This is a genomic window from Alloalcanivorax xenomutans (assembly GCF_900217905.1).
Lineage (GTDB): Bacteria > Pseudomonadota > Gammaproteobacteria > Pseudomonadales > Alcanivoracaceae > Alloalcanivorax > Alloalcanivorax xenomutans.
Map to the genome: position 1 here is coordinate 40,553 of NZ_OBMO01000016.1, position 17,878 is coordinate 58,430.

Consider the following 17,878-nt stretch of genomic DNA (forward strand, 5'->3'; position numbering starts at 1 on the left):
GCTTTCGGCCGCCAGTGTCACGGGCGGAAGCCCGTCAGCGGCACCGTGGCGGCCAATCTCAGCGGGCGCCCCAGCCGGCACTCTCTCCCGCCAGCCCAAGCACATCCTGCATATCGAACAACCCCTTGGGCTGAGCGCCCAGCCACAGAGCGGCGCGCACTGCTCCGCGAGCAAAGGCCATGCGGCTGGATGCCTTATGGGTAATCTCCACCCGTTCGCCCTCGGCGGCGAACAGGACGGTGTGATCGCCAACAATATCACCACCACGGATGGTCTCGAATCCGATGGTCTGACGGTCACGCTCACCGGTGCGGCCTTCCCGACCGTACACCGCGCACTCCTTGAGGTCCCGCCCCAGGGTCTGGGCCACCACTTCACCCATGCGTAGAGCGGTACCGGACGGCGCATCGATCTTATGGCGGTGATGAGCCTCGATAATCTCTATATCGACGTCATCGCCAAGCACGGCGGCGGCGGTTTCCAGCAGCTTGAAGCACAGATTCACGCCCACCGAGTAGTTCGGCGCGAAGCAGATCGCCACCTCCTCGCTGGCAGCGCGCAACCGCGCCTTCTGTTCATCGTTCAGACCGGTGGTACCGATGACCAGACGGCTGCCCGCCTGACGGCAAGTCTCGATGTTGCGCGCCGTCGCTTCCGGGACGGTGAAATCGATGAACACATCAGCCTGATCCGCCACCGCGGCAAGATCATCACCCACGGTAACGCCCAGCTTGCCCGCGCCCACCAGTTCACCGGCGTCCACCCCGATCAGGGAAGAACCCGGCACGTCCACCGCCGCCGCCAGCTCGGTTTCCGGATTGGCCAGCGTCGCCTCGATGAGCATGCGCCCCATGCGCCCGGCGGCGCCGATGATGCCTACTTTCATGGTTTTCACCCTATTTCAGAGGGTTGCCCTCAGAGCCCGTCCAGAGCTTAAAGCCCGTCAAAAAAGCGCTTCACGCCCTCGAACCAGCTGGTTCGGCGGGGATTGTGCCGATTACCACCCTTGTCCAGGGAGGACTGGAATTTGCGCAACAGATCTTTCTGCTCGCTGCTCAGCTTGACCGGGGTCTCCACCACCACCTTGCAGATCAGGTCGCCCGGCGGACCACCCCGCACCGGGGTCACCCCCTTGCCACGCAGCCGGAACAGCTTACCGGTCTGCGTCTCCGGCGGCACCTTGAGTTTGACCTTGCCGTTCAAGGTGGGCACATCCTGTTCACCGCCCAGAGCGGCGTCCACGAAACTCACCGGCACCTCGCAGTGCAGATCGCTGCCGTCACGCTTGAAAATCTCGTGCTCACGCACCGCCACCTGGACATACAAGTCGCCAGCCGGCGCCCCGTGCATGCCCGCCTCACCCTCACCGGCCAGACGGATACGGTCACCGGTATCCACTCCCGGCGGGATCTTAACGGACAGCGTCTTGGTATTTTGCACCCGGCCCTGGCCGCCACAGTTGCGGCACGGATTCTTGACGATCCGGCCTTCGCCGTGACAGGCCGGACAGGTCTGCTGCACGGTGAAGAAGCCCTGCTGCATGCGCACCTGCCCCATACCGTTACAGGTGGGACAAGTCACCGGCTCCTCGCCGGCTTCAGCCCCCGTGCCATGGCACACCTCACAGCTGTCCCAGGAGGGAATCCTGATCTTCTCCTCACAGCCGCGTACCGCCTGTTCCAGGCTGAGCTCCAGGGTATAGCGCAGATCCGCGCCACGGGCCGGGCCGCGGCCACCACGGCCGCCGCCACCGAAGATGTCGCCAAAAATATCGCCGAAGATGTCGCCGAAGCCGCCGCCACCGAAACCTCCGGCACCGGCTCCGCCGAAGCCACCCTGGCCTTCCACTCCGGCATGGCCGAAGCGGTCGTAGGCAGCTCGTTTGTCCTCGTCGGACAGGACCTCGTAGGCCTCCTTGGCTTCCTTGAATTTGGCCACCGCCTCGGCGTCATCCGGATTACGGTCCGGATGGTATTTCATCGCCAGGCGTCGATAGGCCTTTTTCAGATCCTGCTGACTGGCGTCCTTGGACACCCCCAGCACTTCGTAATAATCGCGTTTGGACATAGTGAGCCTTTATATGGCGCCAGACGCCGAACGCCGGACGCTTGGCGCTGCTCTCGGCAGCGCCAAGCGCCCGGCGTCAACGTCCGGCGGATTTCGACTTACTTCTTCTTGTCGTCATCCACTTCTTCGAACTCGGCATCGACCACATCGTCTGCGGCCTGCTTGCCTTGTTCATCACCGGCGTTGCCGCCCTGGGCCTGCTGCGCCTCCGCATACAGTTTCTGTGCCAGGGAACCGGACACCTCGGTAAGCGCCTTGGTCTTGGCCTCGATGTCGTCCTTGTCGTTACCCTTGAGCGCGGCTTCCAGATCGGAGATGGCTTTATTGATCGCCTCTTTCTCTTCCTCTGTGGCCTTGTCGCCCGCCTCCTCCAGGGTCTTGCGAGTCGCGTGAACCAGGTGATCCGCCTGATTGCGGGTCTGCACCAGTTCCTCGAACTTGCGATCCTCGTCGGCGTGGGCCTCGGCGTCGCGCACCATCTTGTCGATCTCATCGTCGGACAAACCGGAAGACGCCTTGATCTGGATCGACTGTTCCTTGCCCGTGGCCTTGTCCTTGGCGCCCACGTGCAAAATGCCGTTGGCATCAATATCGAAGGTCACCTCGATCTGCGGCACGCCGCGCGGCGCCGGCGGAATGTCTTCCAGGTTGAACTGCCCCAGGGACTTGTTCTGCGCCGCCTGCTTACGCTCGCCCTGCAGCACGTGCACGGTCACCGCGGTCTGGTTATCGTCCGCCGTGGAGAACACCTGCGACGCGTTGGTCGGGATGGTGGTGTTCTTCTCGATGATCGGCGTCATCACACCGCCCATGGTCTCGATACCCAGAGTCAGCGGGGTCACGTCCAGCAGCAGCACATCTTTCACGTCACCGCTGAGTACGGCACCCTGAATGGCGGCGCCAATGGCCACGGCTTCATCCGGGTTGACGTCCTTGCGCGCTTCCTTACCGAAGAACTCAGCCACTTTTTTCTGTACCAGCGGCATCCGGGTCTGGCCACCTACCAGGATCACGTCGGTGATGTCGGACGCTTTCACGCCGGCATCGTTGAGCGCGGTCTTGCAGGGCTCCAGGGAACGGCTCACCAGCCCTTCCACCAGGGACTCCAGTTTGGCCCGGGTCACTTTCACCACCAGGTGTTTGGGACCGGTGGAATCCGCGGTGATGTAGGGCAGATTCACTTCCGTCTGCTCGGCGGAGGACAGCTCGATCTTGGCCTTCTCGGCAGCTTCCTTGAGGCGCTGCATGGCCAGCGGGTCGCCGCCCAGATCGATGCCGGAGTCCGCCTTGAACTGATCCGCCAGGAAATTGATCAGCGCCAGGTCGAAATCCTCACCACCCAGGAAGGTATCACCATTGGTGGCCAGCACCTCGAATTGGTGCTCACCGTCCACTTCGGCGATCTCGATGATGGACAGGTCGAAGGTACCACCACCCAGGTCATACACCGCGATGGTGCGATCACCACCCTTCTTGTCCAGACCATAGGCCAAGGCCGCGGCGGTGGGCTCGTTGATGATCCGCTTCACGTCCAGACCGGCGATGCGGCCGGCGTCCTTGGTGGCCTGACGCTGAGAATCGTTGAAGTACGCGGGCACGGTGATGACGGCCTCGGTCACCGGCTCACCCAGATAGTCCTCCGCGGTCTTCTTCATTTTCTTCAGCACCTGGGCGGAAATCTGCGGGGGCGCCATTTTCTCGCCCTTCACGTCGACCCAGGCGTCGCCATTGTCGGCCTTGGTGATTTTGTAGGGCACCATCTTGATGTCCTTTTGCACCACCTCGTCTTCAAAACGGCGGCCGATCAGGCGCTTCACCGCGTACACGGTGTTTTGCGGGTTGGTCACCGCCTGCCGTTTGGCGGCCTGACCCACCAGCACCTCGTTGTCCTCGGTGTAGGCGATGATGGACGGCGTGGTGCGCGCGCCCTCGGCGTTTTCGATCACCTTGGTCTTGTCACCTTCCATCACAGCCACACAGCTGTTGGTGGTGCCAAGGTCGATACCAATAATCTTACCCATAACGTCTGTTTCTCCTTCACACGATCCGAATGCCAAAGGCCACCCGGACAGTTGAACCTCAATGAACTTGCCAGCTATATGGCGGCGCCCCGAGTCTTTTCAAGGGAGCCGGATCAACCTTCCGCCTTGCTGACCACCACCCGCGCCGGACGGATCAAGCGGCCGTTGAGCAGGTAGCCTTTCTCCAGTACGTCAATCACGGTATTGGGCTCCGCCCCGGGGGCCGGAATCATCGTCATTGCTTCGTGACGCTCCGGATTGAAGGGCTCGCCGTGGGGATCCACCTGCTCCAGGTTGTGCCGGCCGAAGGCATCCATCAGCACCTTCAGCGTCAGCTCAAGACCCTCGCGGGCGGGCTTGAGCGCCTCATCCTCGGCATCCAGGGTGGACAGGCCACGCTCCAGACTGTCCGCCACGGACAGCAGATCACCGGCGAACTTCTCCAGGGCGAACTTATGGGCGTTCTCCACCTCGCGTTCAGCACGGCGGCGCACATTCTGGATTTCCGCCTGGGCACGCAGGTCCGCTTCGGCCAACGCTTTCTCCAGACGCTGCATCTGCTCCTGCGCCTCAGCCAGCTGCCGGGCCGCATCCGGCTCCGCGGCGGCCTCTTCGTCAGCCACCTCGGCGGCAGGTTGGGGGTTCTCCAGTTCTGAATCCTGGGTCACCGCCTCATCTTGGGGTTTCTGTTTGTCCTGATCGCTCATATCCACTCCAAAATACCCGAATGCGGGATCCATCTCGGGAAGGCGGGCAAAGATATGGGAACAGGTTGAGCGGATTCAAGGGCAAGCGAGAAAGCAGTTAACAGTTAATAGTGAAGAGCTAACAGCGCGCGCGAGGACACCTCCGAGCACCAATGCCGTGCCCGCGCCCTCCCTTTTCGCGGAGCCGGGCCGCTATTCACTGCTCATTATTCACTGTTCACTGCTTTTCACAGTTGATTGAGGGCGGCGGACAGGATGCGGGCGGTGATATCCACGGTGGGGATGACTTTTTCATAGTCCATGCGGGTGGGGCCGACCACGGCCAGCACGCCCACCGGGCCGTTTTCCAGCCGGTACGGCGCCGACACCAGCGAATACTCCTCGAACGGCTGGTAGCCGGACTCCCGGCCGATGAAGATCTGCACGCCATCGGCCTTCATGCTGCGCTCCAGCAAATGCAGGATATCGCGCTTGTGGTTGAAGGCGTTGAACAGGTCCCGCAGCTTGTCGATGCTGTCGGCCTGGGCGGTATCCAGCAGATTGGACTCCCCGGACACCACGTAATCGGACTCTTCTTCCCCGGGCTGCCTCAAGGCCTGACCGGCCACGTCGAGGGTGGTCCGCATCAGCGCGTCCATCTGCGCCCGGTCCGCCGCCATGGTGCTCAACAGGCCGTCACAGATGGCGTCCAGGTCACAACCACCGTAGGTGTGATTGATGTAGTTTGCGGCCTGGCGCAATTCCGTCTCATCGTACTGGCGGGCGGTATGGATGATACGGTTTTGCACTTCGGAGCGGTTCACCACCAGAATCACCAGCACGCGCTGACCGGACAGCGGCAGGAACTCCACCTGCCTCAGCGTGCTGACCTGGCGTCTTGGCGCCGCCACCAGACCGGCCATGCGGGTCAGTTCCGCCAGAGTACGGGATGCCTGGGACACCAACTCCTGCGGCGACTGATCCGGTGCCAGCAACTGGCGCAATTCATCACGCAACTGCTGGTGATCCGGGCTGCGCATGGCGCTGGACGCCAGCAGCGTATCCACATAGAGGCGATACCCACGCTCGGTGGGCACCCGGCCCGCCGAAGTGTGGGGACTGATCAACAACCCCAGATCCTCCAGTTCCGCCATGATATTGCGGATGGTCGCCGGGCTTACCGCCAGGCCGCCCCCCTGGGCCAGGGTTTTCGAGCCCACTGGCTGGCCGTCACGGATGTGACGTTCCACCAGGGCCATGAGTAACCGTTGCTTGCGTTCGTTGAGTTCCACAGCTGCCTTTCGTCACCCATTACTGCCAATCGGGATGGGCGGAGCGCCCACCCATTGCCGATTGTTGCCAGCGAAACGGTCGCCGTCCAGTGTTACTCCTCTTCACCTTGCTCTTACGCTCGCGGCCGGAATCGCCTAACATCAACGAGGCACTGGTCAGAATAACAGTTGTCCGAGCCGCGCAGCGAGTACCGCCGCGCCACCCGCTACAAACGCCCAAACCAGGAAACACGGGGGTTCCGTACATGCTCACTCACTTGAGCGTTCGCCATTTCGCCACCGTCGATCAACTCGAGCTGGAACCGGAATCCGGCCTCACCGTCATCAGCGGCGAGACCGGCGCCGGCAAATCCGTACTGATCGATGCCCTTTCCCTGACCCTGGGAGAACGGGCGGATTCCGCCGTGGTTCGGCCGGGCTGCGAACGGGCGGAAGTGCTGGCCAGTTTCACCGTGGCCAACCACGCCCAGGCCAGGGCCTGGCTGGAAGAGCGGGAACTGGATAACGGCGATGACTGCCTGCTGCGCCGCACGGTCCGTGCCGACGGCCGCTCCCGGGCCTATATCAACGGCACGCCGGCCCCCCTGGCCGACGTGCGTCAGCTCGGCGAGTTGCTGATCAGCATTCACAGCCAGCATGAACACCAGGCCCTGCTGCATCGGGACACTCACCGCCAACTGCTCGACAATTTCGCCGGCGCCGGCGATCTGGCGGCTTCCGTGCGAAACGCCTGGCGCCAGTGGCAACAGGCCCGCCAGGAGCACGACCAGGCTCTCACCGGCGCCCGCGAACAGAACGAGCGCCAGGAACTGCTGCGCTTCCAACTGGACGAATTGGACGCCCTGTCTCTGGCCGAAGGCGAATTGGCGGAGCTGGATCAGGAACAACAACGCCTGGGCCACGCCGACGCCCTGATCCGCCTGTGCCAGCAATCCGTGGCGGCCCTGTACGACGGCGAGGAAGGCACCTGTAACGATCAACTGGGCCAGATCCGCCACTGGCTGGAAGAAGCCCGCGACCACGACAACGCTTTGTCGGAAGCTTTGGACACGGTGGAATCCGCCCGCCTGCAGGTGGAAGCGGCCGCCGAAGCCCTGCGTCACTATCTGGACCGCCTGGACCTGGACCCGGAGCGGCTGGCGCAAGTGGAAGAGCGCCTGGGGCAGGCCTACAGCCTGGCCCGCAAACACCGGGTGCGCCCGGAAGAACTGGTGGAGCATCACCAGCAACTGGCCCGGGAAGTGGACACCCTGGAGCACTTCGATGAGCACCTGGAGGCCCTGGCCAAAGCGGAGCAAGACGCCCAGGAACATTACATGAGCGAAGCCCGCAAGCTCAGCAAGGCCCGCAAGACCGCCGCCACCACACTCACTCGTCAGATCGCCACCCAGCTCAAGGCCCTGGGCATGAAAGCCGCCAGACTGGAAACCGTGGTGGAAGACGACAGCCCCGGCGCCGAAGGCCTGGATCTGGTGGAATTCCGTTTTTCCGCCAATCCCGGGCAGCCATTACGGCCGCTGGCCAAGGTCGCTTCCGGCGGCGAATTGTCCCGGGTCAGCCTGGCAATCCAGGTGATTTGCGCGCGCAACCTGACGGTGCCCAGCCTGGTGTTCGATGAAGTGGATGTGGGGGTCGGTGGCGGGGTGGCCGAAATCGTCGGCCGCCTGCTGCGGGAACTGGGCGAACACGCCCAGGTACTGTGCATCACCCACCAGGCGCAAGTGGCCAGCCAGGGACATCAGCACTGGCAAGTGCACAAAATTCAGGGCAAGAACACCACCCGCACCCGCATCCAGCCCCTCGCCCCGGATGCCCGGGTGGAGGAACTGGCGCGGATGCTGGGCGGCGTGGAGATCACCGACTCCACCCTGGCCCATGCCCGGGAAATGCTCGAGAAGGGCCAGGAAGTGGCCTGACAAAACCCCACCGCCCGTGCCCTGAGGCACGGGGATTGGGTCGGGGAGCGGGGCTTGCGGGCGTGGCGCCGCTATGCGGCGTCGGGCTGGCTGGCGGTGAACCGGGCCTGGGCCGATCAGTTATTTGCGCTTCGGCTTAACGTACAACACCAGGGCGTGGTCGACGATGTCGTAGCCGTGCTTGTCGGCGATCATCTTTTGACGCTTCTCGATTTCCTCATCGACGAACTCGATCACCTCACCGGTCTCGGTGCAGACCATATGATCATGATGGCCCTCATCGGCCAGCTCGAATACGGCGGAGCCTCCCTCGAAATTGTGGCGCAATACGATGCCCGCCTGCTCGAATTGAGTGAGCACCCGATAGACGGTGGCCAGCCCCACATCCTCGCCGGCCTCCATCAGCGCCTTGTAGATGTCTTCCGCGCTGAGATGCCGGGAATCGGAGGATTCCAGTTGCTGAAGGATTTTCACCCTCGGCAAGGTCACCTTGAGCCCAGCCTTTCTAAGATCCTGATTATCCAATGTACTTGCTCCGTAGCCGCCTTTTGGGGATCGCCTGACTTTCAGGGAACCTTGTTCCCCCCGTTCAAGTCTGTATTATCGCCCGAACATTATGCCAAGTCGAAAACCCATGCCAAGGATCATCGCCCTTTTTGCCATATTGACCACCCTGCTGGCCGGTTGCAGCTCCCTGCGCTTCCCGGGGGTGTACCGCATCGACATTCCCCAGGGGAATGTGGTCACCGAGGATATGTTGTCCGGCCTGCGACCGGGCATGACCCCCGAGCAGGTTCGCTTCGTGCTCGGTCCGCCCACGCTGACCGACCCGTTCACCCCCAACACCTGGTATTACCTGCTGCAGTACCAGCCGGGTAACGGGGAGATGGTGGAACAACAGATCGTGGTGCATTTCGACCAGGGACATTACAGTCATTACGACGGCCAGGTCACCAGCGATCTGCGCGAGCGCACCTCCGGCCACCAGGATCAAGAATTGCTGCGGCGCGCCGAGGACCGGCGCCAGGAAGCCGCCAACTGATCCAATCTCAGCCTTGGCTGGCACGCCGGGCCCTGGCCCGGCGTGCTGATTTCGGATCCGCTTTAAGCGGCCGGTAGATTTCCACCCGCTCCCCTTCCGCCAGCCTGCGCCCCGCCGGATTCGGCTCGACCTTGCCAAACACCCCCATGCTGACCCTCGCCGGATCCAGCCCATCGAAATGCTCGGCAATACCCGAAGCGGTCACGGCATCCAGCATGGAAGCGCCCTCCGGCACCTCCACCGCGATCAGCTTCTGCTTCTCCGGCAAGGCGTAAACCACTTCGACGCGAATAGTCCCAGCCATGGGCCTAACCTCCCAGGGCGCCGATCAGGGCATTGAGGAATACCGCCGCCACCGCCAGTGGCGCGACAATACGCACCACCGCCCGCCACACCATGTACAGCCCGAAGCTCTTCATCGCCAACTCCTTGCGGGCCTGCGTTTCCTTCATGACCCAGCCGGCGAAAATGGCAATCGACAGCCCCCCCAGGGGCAACATCAGGCTGGAGGCGAGGAAATCGATATTCTGGAAGAAGGTGCCCACCAGGAAGGTCACGTCCTTCCAGTAATTGAACGACAGCACCGTGCCAACACCGATCACCCAGGCCGTCAGCCCCACGGCCAAGGCCGCCAGCGGCCGTCCCAGCCCCCGCTCCACCAGCCAGGCCACCATCGGCTCACCCAGGGAAATCGAGGAACTCAGCGCCGAGCACATCACCAGCACGAAGAACACCGTCCCGACAATGACGCCAGCAGGCATCTGACCGAACGCCAACGGCAGGGTCACGAACAGCAACCCCGGCCCTTGAGAAGGCTCCAGGCCATTGCTGAACACCACCGGAAAAATCACCAAACCCGCTCCCAGCGCCACCAGCGTGTCCAGTAACGCGATGATCCCCACGGTGGAGACGATCGACACCCGCCGGGTCTTGCCGGTACGGCGATCCTGGACCTCACGGGGCATATAGGCGCCGTACACCATGATCGCGCCCATCCCCAGGCTCAGGGTGAAAAACGCCTGCCCCAGAGCGGCCATTACCGCCTCGCCGGAGAGCTTGGAGAAATCGAAGTGGAACATGAAGTTCACGCCCTGGGCGAACCCCGGCGTGGTGCTGGCGTAAACCACCAGGCCAATCAGCAGCACGAACAGCAGCGGCATCAGCACCTGCACCGCTTTTTCCAACCCCCGGCTGACGCCACGGGCCACCACCCACATGGTCAGAACCATAAAGGCGGTGTGACAACCCAACATCAACCAGGCGTTCGCCTGCATCCCCTCGAAATGGGCCAGAGAGCCGGCGGCGGAGATGCCCTGGAAACCTCCCTGCGCCATGTCCCAGATGTAATAGAGCGTCCAGCCAGCGATCACCGAATAGAACGACAAGATCAGGAACCCGGCCAGGGCTCCCATGTAACCGATCCCGGCCCAGCGGCGGCTCACCTTGCTCTCCGCCGCCAGCTTTTTCATCGTATGCACCGGGCTCATGCCGCCTTTGCGCCCGAGCATCACCTCCGCCACCATGATCGGCACACCGACCAGAGCGATACACAGCAGATAGACCAGCACGAAGGCGCCACCGCCATATTCCCCGGCGAAATACGGGAACTTCCAGATATTGCCGAGCCCGACGGCGGATCCGGTAGCCGCGAGAATAAACGCCCACCGGCTGGTCCACATGCCGTGGACCGGCTTGTCACCTTGCTTCATGCAAACCTTACCCCTTGGTGAAATGCGATCATTGTGTTGATTTTGCGACAGGCGCTCAAGCCGCAAAACCGCAGGCCGTCCATGCCGGCATGCCAATGACGCTCGCTAAAGCACCGGGCTGTCTCTATAATCGCGCCCCCATGGGCAAAGCGAAAAAAGCGAAAACACCATCCAGCACCGTGGCGCAGAACCGCAAGGCGCGCTTCGACTACCACCTGGAAGAGCACTTCGAGGCCGGACTCGCGCTGGAAGGCTGGGAAGTGAAATCCCTGCGTGAAGGGAAAGCCAACCTGTCGGAGGCCTACATCCTGCTCCGCGACGGGGAGGCCTACCTGTTCGGCGCCCGCATCGAGCCGCTCCCCACCGCCAGCACTCACATCACCCCGGACCCGCTGCGCAACCGCAAGCTGCTCCTGCACCGGCGCGAACTCGCCCGCATCTTCAGCGGCGTGCAAAAGGACGGCTACACCTGCGTGCCGGTGAGCCTGTACTGGAAGCGCGGACTGGCCAAGCTGGACATCGCCCTGGCCAAAGGGAAGCAGAAGTTCGACAAGCGCGCCACCGAGCGGGAACGCGACTGGAATCGCCAGAAACAACGCCTCCTGCGCCGCAACTAGCGCGACGCCGAGGCGCGTTGATCAGGCAGTGCGGGACGGTCAGGAGGCAGTGTGGCGATGGTTAGCCATCAGCGCCTTTACCTCGTCACGGACACACCAGTAGAACAGCAACCAGGAGCGCAACACCGCCGGCAGGAAGTACACCGCGAACAGAATCACCGGCACCCGGGCGTCTCCGGAAACCCGTTCCACCACCAGCACACCCGCGCCATAGGCACAGAGCACCAGCAGTAACTGCAAACTGCGGGCCAGCAAGGGCCGCGCGGTTATTGGAGCCAGCAAATAGGTGGCACCCTCTTTGGCTGACCGAAAGATCGTCTTCATCGTTTTCTCCTCAATGAATGACGATGCCTTGATCAACGGCCACTTTCTCAGTCTGATTGGGGGCTCGCTGTAAGTCATCGTGTGGATCACATGGGTGTCCCCGCAGCCCTTCGCTTTTGGCGCCTGGCCCGTCGGCACACCCAGCCGCACCCCGTGCGACGAACCCATAATGCGCCCGTCCGACGACACAACCATGACAACATGTACGATTGTCCGACAATTTATGTAAAGCTCTGCAACACGCCCTCCCGCCACTTGTTTTCGACTTCCTTGCCCCCATCTCGTACACTACGCAACCCCCAGGGGCCGACAAGGTTTCGACGCCGGTATTGAACTCTGTGGTGCATGCCGAGAAGGTCACGAGTCTCGTAAAACATTTGTGGCATCTTTAAAGTAATCGCAAACGACGATACTTACGCACTGGCGGCCTAAGGCCCGCCTACGGTCAAGCGACCCAGCCTGTGGGGAAGCGCGACCGGCATCGCTACACAGGCTCGCAGCAAAGTCCGCCCCGGGCCGCGCTGTTAAAACTTAAAGGGGCTCGGCTCTTTCGTCCTGCCCGTCGGGCTGAAAGGGCTTAAATCAATAGACACGGCTAAGCATGTAGATCTGCAGGCGGATTGCTGACGGACGCGGGTTCGATTCCCGCCGGCTCCACCAATCAACGCTTCACCGATGAAAGACCGGTGAAAGCAAAGGGGCGCTCCATTCGGAGCGCCCCTTTTTCGTTCCCGGCCGTTGATTTGGTGAGGACGCCCCCCCGACAGACCCAACCACCGTAGGGTAGGAGCGGCCCATGGGCCGCGATATTCTCTTGATCCATCAGACGCGCACGCCGGATCCGTGGCGCCCCGGTTACCGTTCTGGCCGGACCTGGCCTCCTCGGAACCCTCGGAATAGGGACAGGAATAACATCATGATCAGAATCGGTTTGTTATCGATGCTGCTGGCGAGCCTGGCATTGAGCTCCGGCTGCGGCGTCTACAACGCTTATAAGTCCCACAACGCACCAGAACTACTCCCTATCCCGCCCGAGCTGGCCGGGGTCGATCCGGAAAAAGAAAAGGCGCAAATGGACGATCTGGCGCGGCAGCTCAAGACCGCGCTTGCCGCCGGCAAGTCCGTGGTGATGTCCCCCATTTTCACCAAGGACGCCTACCACCAGGGCTTCCGTGGCGAAGACGGCCTGGATGTGCTTTGGGAGAACCCCAATCAGGCCGGCGGCAGTTACTCTCTTACCTGGCTGCGGGCCACCCAGATCCGGGTCGATGGCCGGGATTATCTGGTCTCGGTGGAAGAGCCGGGCCGCTACAGCCTCAAAGTGGTCAATTATCAGGCCAGGGACGCCAAGCTCGACGGCATGAAACGGGCCGACAAACCGGTCGCTTCACGAGGTCTGGGAGTCACCTATCTGAGCAGCGGCTCCTACAAAGGCCATGAATGGACCCAGGAGTGGCAAGACGAGATCTCCTGGAATGACCGCCCTCGCCTCAAGACCTATTGCACCCCTACGATGGGCGGCCATTGCATCCCCCATAACGTAATGGAATCCCGCAAACGGGTGATGCGGGAAGCCGGCTATCACACCACGGTGAAGGAGGTGGCCAAGCCCGCCGTCGACGTGGCCACGGTATTGGATCGCGACTTCGCCACCTTTGACCTGAGCGCGGGCGAGATAGTGATGATCGACGGTGTCTTCGCCAAACCGCCCAACAACTGGTTCGTGGACGACGCCTGTGTCGAAAGCTCGGTCGCCGGCATACTGCAGTGCGAGCTGAGAGGCTTCACCATGCAAAGGCTCCGGCCGTCGATGGACGAATTCCGCCAGGGCCTTTCCGAACAGGCATTGAGCCCCAACCGGCGGGCACGCCAATTGAACCTGACTTCCCGGAACTACAGCGTTCCCAGCGAGACACTGGCCAAGTTATTGTCTTCCGCCACGTATCGGCAGGTGCATTTTTCCGCTAAACCGGGCGAGGTCGATGAGGCCTGGGGACAAACCTATTATTTGAATCTGGATTAACACCCACCGTCCGCCCCGGTTTCCTTTCGCTTCTGCGCCCTGCCCAGGCCGGCCCCCACACCGGCCCAGGTCAGGGCGATCCCCGCGCCAATCACCATCGGCAACGCGGGGACGGAGGCAATCAGATCCAGCCCGCTTTTCACCCAGCCGCTAAGCGCATCGCCACCCCGGTAGACCACGGTGTCGATGGCGTTCTTGGCTTTGTATTTCTGTTCGGCGGGGACCACGGTGTAGAGCATCTCGCGGCCGGGGCGGACCAGCGCGTACTCGCCGGCGCGGCGGGCGATCATGACGACAACGAAGACCGCGAACGTGGGCGCCAGAGCGAGCCAGAGAAACCCCGCGGTGATCACCAAAGGCACCGCCGTGAGCAGAACCCCCACACCAAGGCGCTGGGCAATGCGGCCGGTCAGGAACACCTGGGTCAGAATGGCCAGCGCCTGCACCACTGTGTCGATTAATCCGAACACCTGAGTTTGCCGGGTACGGTCGGGGAACGTCTCGGCCACCAGCCTGGCCTGCTCGAAATAGAGAAAGGTGCTGACACTGGCCAGCAACAGCACGAAAACCGCGTTGGCGATCAGATAAGGAGAGCCGAACACCTCGCTGATACCGGCCAGGGGATTGCCGCCCAAAGCGCGTTCGCGGCGCCCGTCGCCGGCGCGCTCTCTATCCGGCTCCCGGTGGTGGTCCCGCCAGCGATGCAACCAGCCCGCCGCGGCCGCGCTGGCGGCAAGCAGACCGGCCGCCAGCACCAGCAACCCGGCGTGGCCAACAGGTCCCACCAGCACCGTGCCCAGCACCGGCCCGGTCAGTCCCCCCAGGCTGGCGCCACCAGCAATCAAGGCGAACAGGCGCTTGGCTTCGGCACTGACGAACACATCCGCCAGCACACTCCAGGCAAGAGAAATAGCCAGCAGGTTGAACACCGAAAGCCAGACATAGAACACCCGCCCGGCCCAGACCTCTCCGGGCAGCCAGACCATGGCAGCGGCGAAACCAAGCAGATTGATAACGAAGAAGCCGTACACCCAGGGCAGAATATGGCGCCGGGATACCCGCGACGCGATCCAGCCGAACGCCGGCAGCGCCACCAGGGTGGCCACGAAGGTGGCGGTGAACAGCCATTGCAAATTGTCGACACCGCCGGCCACACCCATGGTTTCGCGTACCGGCCGCAGCATGAAATAGCCGGTGAACAGGCAGAAAAACATCAACAACCCCGCCACCACGGCCGGGGCCTCAATAGGGCGAACATTGAACAGCCGGACCACCAGCCGCGACACCGGGTGGGTGGGCGCCATGGTCAGGAGAATAGGGCCCGCAAATCGCGGCGCTGTTGTTCGGTCAACATCGGCCCATAGCCCGCCTGCAGATTATCGCTCTGGCGATGGGGCTTCCCGGTGGCGGGAATGACCGCGGTCACCGCCGGATGGCTGATGGAAAACTTCAGGAACGCTTGGGCCCAGGAATCGATCCCGGCTTCCGGCGCCCATTCCGGCAGCGGCCGATCCGCCACCTGGCGGAACAGGCGGCCATCGTCAAAGGCCCGATTGATCAACACCGCCACGCCCAAATCCCGGGCCAGCGGAAACAGTCGCTCTTCCGCCTTGGTGGAAATCACCGAATAGTTGATCTGCAGGAAATCCGGCTTGCTGGCTTCCACCACCTCGGCCAACTGATCCTGACCACTATCAAGCCAGTGCGTCACGCCGCTGTAACGCACCTTGCCTTCTTTCTTGAGGTCGTTGATCAGCGCCATCTGGGTTTGCCAGTCCTGCATGTTGTGCACCTGCAGCAGTTCCACCTTGTCGGTTTTCAGGCGGCGCAGCGAGTTTTCAAACTGGGCCTTGCCGGCCTCTCTGCCAGTGCTGGAAATTTTCGTGGCCAGAAACGTTTTTTCCCGCAGTCCCAGCTCGCTCAACAGGTCACCGATCACCGTTTCCGCCGAACCATAGCTGGGCGCGGTATCGATCAAGCGCCCGCCACCGGCGAAAAAACGCCGAAGCACTTCGCGCAGGGGATCGCGTTCCTGATCGGAGGTGCCCACCTCGAAACTGCCGGACGATCCCATGCCAATAACCGGAATCGCTTCACCACTGGAAGGAATGGTCCGCATCGCCATGGCGGCGTCCTTTTCGCTGGCTGCCCAAAGCGGCGACAGCGCCAGGCCGGCGGCGGAGGCCGCGCCGGCCTTCAACAGAGTACGTCGGGACAGCATCGGCACACCTCCTTATCCTTATATCGACCGCTTCGTATCGAAGACCGGGTCAGCAGATGTCGTCCACCACGCCGCCATCCACGCGCAGCGCGGCACCACTGGTGGCGGAAGCCTGGGTGGAGCAGACATAGACCACCATGTTCGCCACTTCCTCGACACTGGCGGGGCGCTGGATCACCGAGCTCGGACGCTCCGCCATAACAAATTCCCGGCCCAGCGTTTCCACCGACTTGCCGGTGCGTTCCATCTCATCCTGCATCATGGCGCGGAAGCCATCCGAAAGCGTGGGCCCGGGCAAGACCGCATTAACGGTGACGCCGCTGCCGGCCACATGTTTGGCAAGGCCGCGCGACAAGGCCAGTTGCGCGGTTTTGGAGACGCCATAATGAATCATGTCGGCGGGAATATTGCGGGCCGACTCCGATGAAATGAACACCACCCGGCCCCAGCTCTTCTCCACCATTCCCGGCAGATAGGCCCGGGAAAGCCGTACACCGGACATGACATTGGTTTCCCAGTAATCATCCCAGGTGTCGTCGTCAGTATCGTAAAAATCCCTTGGACCATAGATGCCGACATTGTTGACCAGAATATCCACCGCCGGAATTTCCGCCAGCAGCGCCTTGCAACCGGAAAGATTAGCGAGATCCGCGGCCACACCGCGTGAATTCACGCCCGGCACGTCCGCGGCCAGCCTGTCCCTGGCCCGGGCCACCGACTCATCACCGCGGCCATTGAGAATCACCTCCGCTCCGGAGGCCGCCAACCCCACGGCAATGGCATAACCAATACCGCCAGTGGAAGCGGTGACCAGCGCGGTCTTACCGGATAAATCAATATTCATACTCAGCCTTCCGATTTCGGGTTCAAACCTGCAAACCGTCATGAACAGATAATGTGCGCATTCAAAAGGCGTTGCACAATCACCGTAATCGGATAAGGATTGTTTCCAAATCGTTGAGAATAATCATGCTTAAGGACATCAACGACCTGCGCATCTTCGAACGCATCGTGGCACGGGGCAGCCTCTCCGCCGCCGCACGCGAACTGGGCCTGTCCCTGGCGGTAGTAAGCAAACGTCTGGGAGAACTGGAACGGCAGCTGGATGCACGGTTGCTGCACCGGACCACCCGCCGGCTGTCACTCACCGAGGAAGGCGACATTCTTCATCAGCATTGCCTGCGCCTGCTGTCCCAGGTGGACGAGGCGGAAGCGGCCCTGCTGCATCACCATGACAGCGTCACCGGCACCCTGCACCTGACCGCCCCCACCGGGTTCGGGCGCCGCCACCTGGTGCCGGCACTGTCACGTTTCACCCGCGAATACCCGGAACTGCGGGTACAACTGGCCCTGACCGACACGGTGGAAGACCTGGCCAAAGGCGGGTTCGATCTGGCGATCCGCTATGGCGAGCCATTGGACTCGCGCATGGTGGCACGCCGTCTGGCCCCCAACCGCCGGGTGCTGTGTGCCAGCCCGGATTACCTGCAACGCAAGGGCGCCCCGCGCAAACTGGCGGACCTGACCGATCACGACTGCATCCTGATTGGACAGCAGCCGCAAGCGGACTGGTATTTCGGTCGCGGGCAACGTGAAAACGCCGTGCGCATCACCGGCGCCTTCTGCTGCAACGACGGCGAGGCCGCCCATGCCCTGGCCCTGCAAGGCGCCGGCATCGTATTGAAGTCCATCTGGGACGTGGGCGAGGACCTGCACTGCGGCCGTCTGGTCCAGGTACTGCCCCGCCACGCTCCGGCCGCCGCCCCCTTGAATGCCCTCTATCTGCACGGCCGCCACCTGGCCCCACGGGTTACTCTGTTCCTGGACTTCCTCAAACAGTATCTGCATGCCCATCCCCAGAGCAGCCGCGCTAAATAGGCGCTCACCCCGCGCGAAAATCGGCATCGCCAATTGCCGGCGCAACCGTTGACCCCACGCAAGCCGGGCCACCATGATCGAG

17 protein-coding genes and 1 other RNA gene are annotated in these 17,878 nt (G+C 62.5%); 6 read left to right on the forward strand and 12 right to left on the reverse strand.

Annotation, left to right across the window (positions count from 1 at the left end; translation table 11 throughout):
• Nucleotides 1-58 precede the first annotated feature (58 nt).
• The 5 genes from dapB to hrcA all read right to left on the reverse strand — a co-directional run bounded on the left by dapB (nt 59) and on the right by hrcA (nt 6,066).
• Nucleotides 59-886: a 4-hydroxy-tetrahydrodipicolinate reductase gene (gene dapB, locus CRO06_RS13525; protein ID WP_022993552.1), complete on the reverse strand. Its 828-nt coding sequence runs from the start codon at nt 884-886 to the stop codon at nt 59-61.
• A gap of 47 nt (nt 887-933) precedes the next feature.
• Entirely contained in the window at nt 934-2,067 is a 1,134-nt protein-coding gene (gene dnaJ, locus CRO06_RS13530) for a molecular chaperone DnaJ (RefSeq protein WP_022993553.1), read from the reverse strand.
• Between the two features lie 98 nt (nt 2,068-2,165).
• Nucleotides 2,166-4,088, reverse strand: a complete 1,923-nt coding sequence (dnaK, locus tag CRO06_RS13535; protein WP_097058650.1) for a molecular chaperone DnaK — start codon at nt 4,086-4,088, stop codon at nt 2,166-2,168.
• A 113-nt stretch (nt 4,089-4,201) separates the two neighbouring features.
• Nucleotides 4,202-4,795 (reverse strand): nucleotide exchange factor GrpE, encoded by a 594-nt coding sequence (grpE, locus tag CRO06_RS13540; RefSeq protein WP_022993555.1) that lies wholly within the window; start codon nt 4,793-4,795, stop codon nt 4,202-4,204.
• 227 nt (nt 4,796-5,022) lie between these two features.
• A complete protein-coding gene (hrcA, locus tag CRO06_RS13545) occupies nt 5,023-6,066 on the reverse strand; it encodes a heat-inducible transcriptional repressor HrcA (protein ID WP_097058651.1) in 1,044 nt (347 codons plus the stop codon).
• A gap of 245 nt (nt 6,067-6,311) precedes the next feature.
• On the opposite strand from hrcA, the gene recN reads away from it, so the two are divergent.
• Entirely contained in the window at nt 6,312-7,982 is a 1,671-nt protein-coding gene (recN, locus tag CRO06_RS13550) for a DNA repair protein RecN (RefSeq protein ID WP_097058652.1), read from the forward strand.
• Between the two features lie 120 nt (nt 7,983-8,102).
• Here recN and fur read toward each other — a convergent pair whose 3' ends face one another.
• On the reverse strand, nt 8,103-8,507 hold the full coding sequence (fur, locus tag CRO06_RS13555; RefSeq protein WP_014996190.1) for a ferric iron uptake transcriptional regulator: 405 nt from the start codon (nt 8,505-8,507) through the stop codon (nt 8,103-8,105).
• 109 nt (nt 8,508-8,616) lie between these two features.
• Between fur and CRO06_RS13560 the strand changes: the two genes are divergently transcribed.
• Nucleotides 8,617-9,024: an outer membrane protein assembly factor BamE gene (locus CRO06_RS13560; protein WP_022993559.1), complete on the forward strand. Its 408-nt coding sequence runs from the start codon at nt 8,617-8,619 to the stop codon at nt 9,022-9,024.
• Nucleotides 9,025-9,031: 7 nt separating this feature from the next.
• On the opposite strand, the gene CRO06_RS13565 is transcribed toward CRO06_RS13560, so the two are convergent.
• On the reverse strand, nt 9,032-9,328 hold the full coding sequence (locus tag CRO06_RS13565; RefSeq protein WP_022993560.1) for an RnfH family protein: 297 nt from the start codon (nt 9,326-9,328) through the stop codon (nt 9,032-9,034).
• Nucleotides 9,329-9,332: 4 nt separating this feature from the next.
• Nucleotides 9,333-10,733, reverse strand: coding sequence for a sodium-dependent transporter (locus tag CRO06_RS13570; RefSeq protein WP_022993561.1), 1,401 nt, complete (start codon nt 10,731-10,733; stop codon nt 9,333-9,335).
• Nucleotides 10,734-10,873: 140 nt separating this feature from the next.
• On the opposite strand from CRO06_RS13570, the gene smpB reads away from it, so the two are divergent.
• Complete coding sequence (gene smpB, locus CRO06_RS13575; protein WP_022993562.1) at nt 10,874-11,350, forward strand: SsrA-binding protein SmpB; 477 nt, start codon at nt 10,874-10,876, stop codon at nt 11,348-11,350.
• Nucleotides 11,351-11,389: 39 nt separating this feature from the next.
• Here the strand turns inward: smpB and CRO06_RS13580 are convergent, their stop codons facing one another.
• A complete protein-coding gene (locus CRO06_RS13580) occupies nt 11,390-11,674 on the reverse strand; it encodes a hypothetical protein (RefSeq protein WP_097058653.1) in 285 nt (94 codons plus the stop codon).
• 302 nt (nt 11,675-11,976) lie between these two features.
• Between CRO06_RS13580 and ssrA the strand changes: the two genes are divergently transcribed.
• Both ssrA and CRO06_RS13590 read left to right on the forward strand, forming a co-directional pair.
• Nucleotides 11,977-12,334, forward strand: a transfer-messenger RNA (tmRNA) gene (gene ssrA, locus CRO06_RS13585).
• A gap of 256 nt (nt 12,335-12,590) precedes the next feature.
• The gene (locus CRO06_RS13590) at nt 12,591-13,697 is read left to right on the forward strand and encodes a hypothetical protein (RefSeq protein WP_097058654.1); all 1,107 of its coding nucleotides are present in this window, start codon (nt 12,591-12,593) and stop codon (nt 13,695-13,697) included.
• On the opposite strand, the gene CRO06_RS13595 is transcribed toward CRO06_RS13590, so the two are convergent.
• Genes CRO06_RS13595 through CRO06_RS13605 form a run of 3 tightly spaced genes read right to left on the reverse strand, consistent with a single transcriptional unit; the run spans nt 13,694 to nt 16,762 of the window.
• Nucleotides 13,694-15,001: an NTP/NDP exchange transporter gene (locus tag CRO06_RS13595; protein ID WP_097058655.1), complete on the reverse strand. Its 1,308-nt coding sequence runs from the start codon at nt 14,999-15,001 to the stop codon at nt 13,694-13,696. The genes CRO06_RS13590 and CRO06_RS13595 overlap by 4 nt on opposite strands.
• 2 nt (nt 15,002-15,003) lie before the next feature.
• Complete coding sequence (locus CRO06_RS13600) at nt 15,004-15,918, reverse strand: aldo/keto reductase (protein ID WP_022993579.1); 915 nt, start codon at nt 15,916-15,918, stop codon at nt 15,004-15,006.
• Between the two features lie 49 nt (nt 15,919-15,967).
• Nucleotides 15,968-16,762 (reverse strand): SDR family NAD(P)-dependent oxidoreductase, encoded by a 795-nt coding sequence (locus CRO06_RS13605; RefSeq protein ID WP_026948202.1) that lies wholly within the window; start codon nt 16,760-16,762, stop codon nt 15,968-15,970.
• 125 nt (nt 16,763-16,887) lie between these two features.
• On the opposite strand from CRO06_RS13605, the gene CRO06_RS13610 reads away from it, so the two are divergent.
• Nucleotides 16,888-17,796 (forward strand): LysR family transcriptional regulator, encoded by a 909-nt coding sequence (locus CRO06_RS13610; RefSeq protein WP_097058656.1) that lies wholly within the window; start codon nt 16,888-16,890, stop codon nt 17,794-17,796.
• The last annotated feature ends 82 nt before the right edge of the window (nt 17,797-17,878 follow it).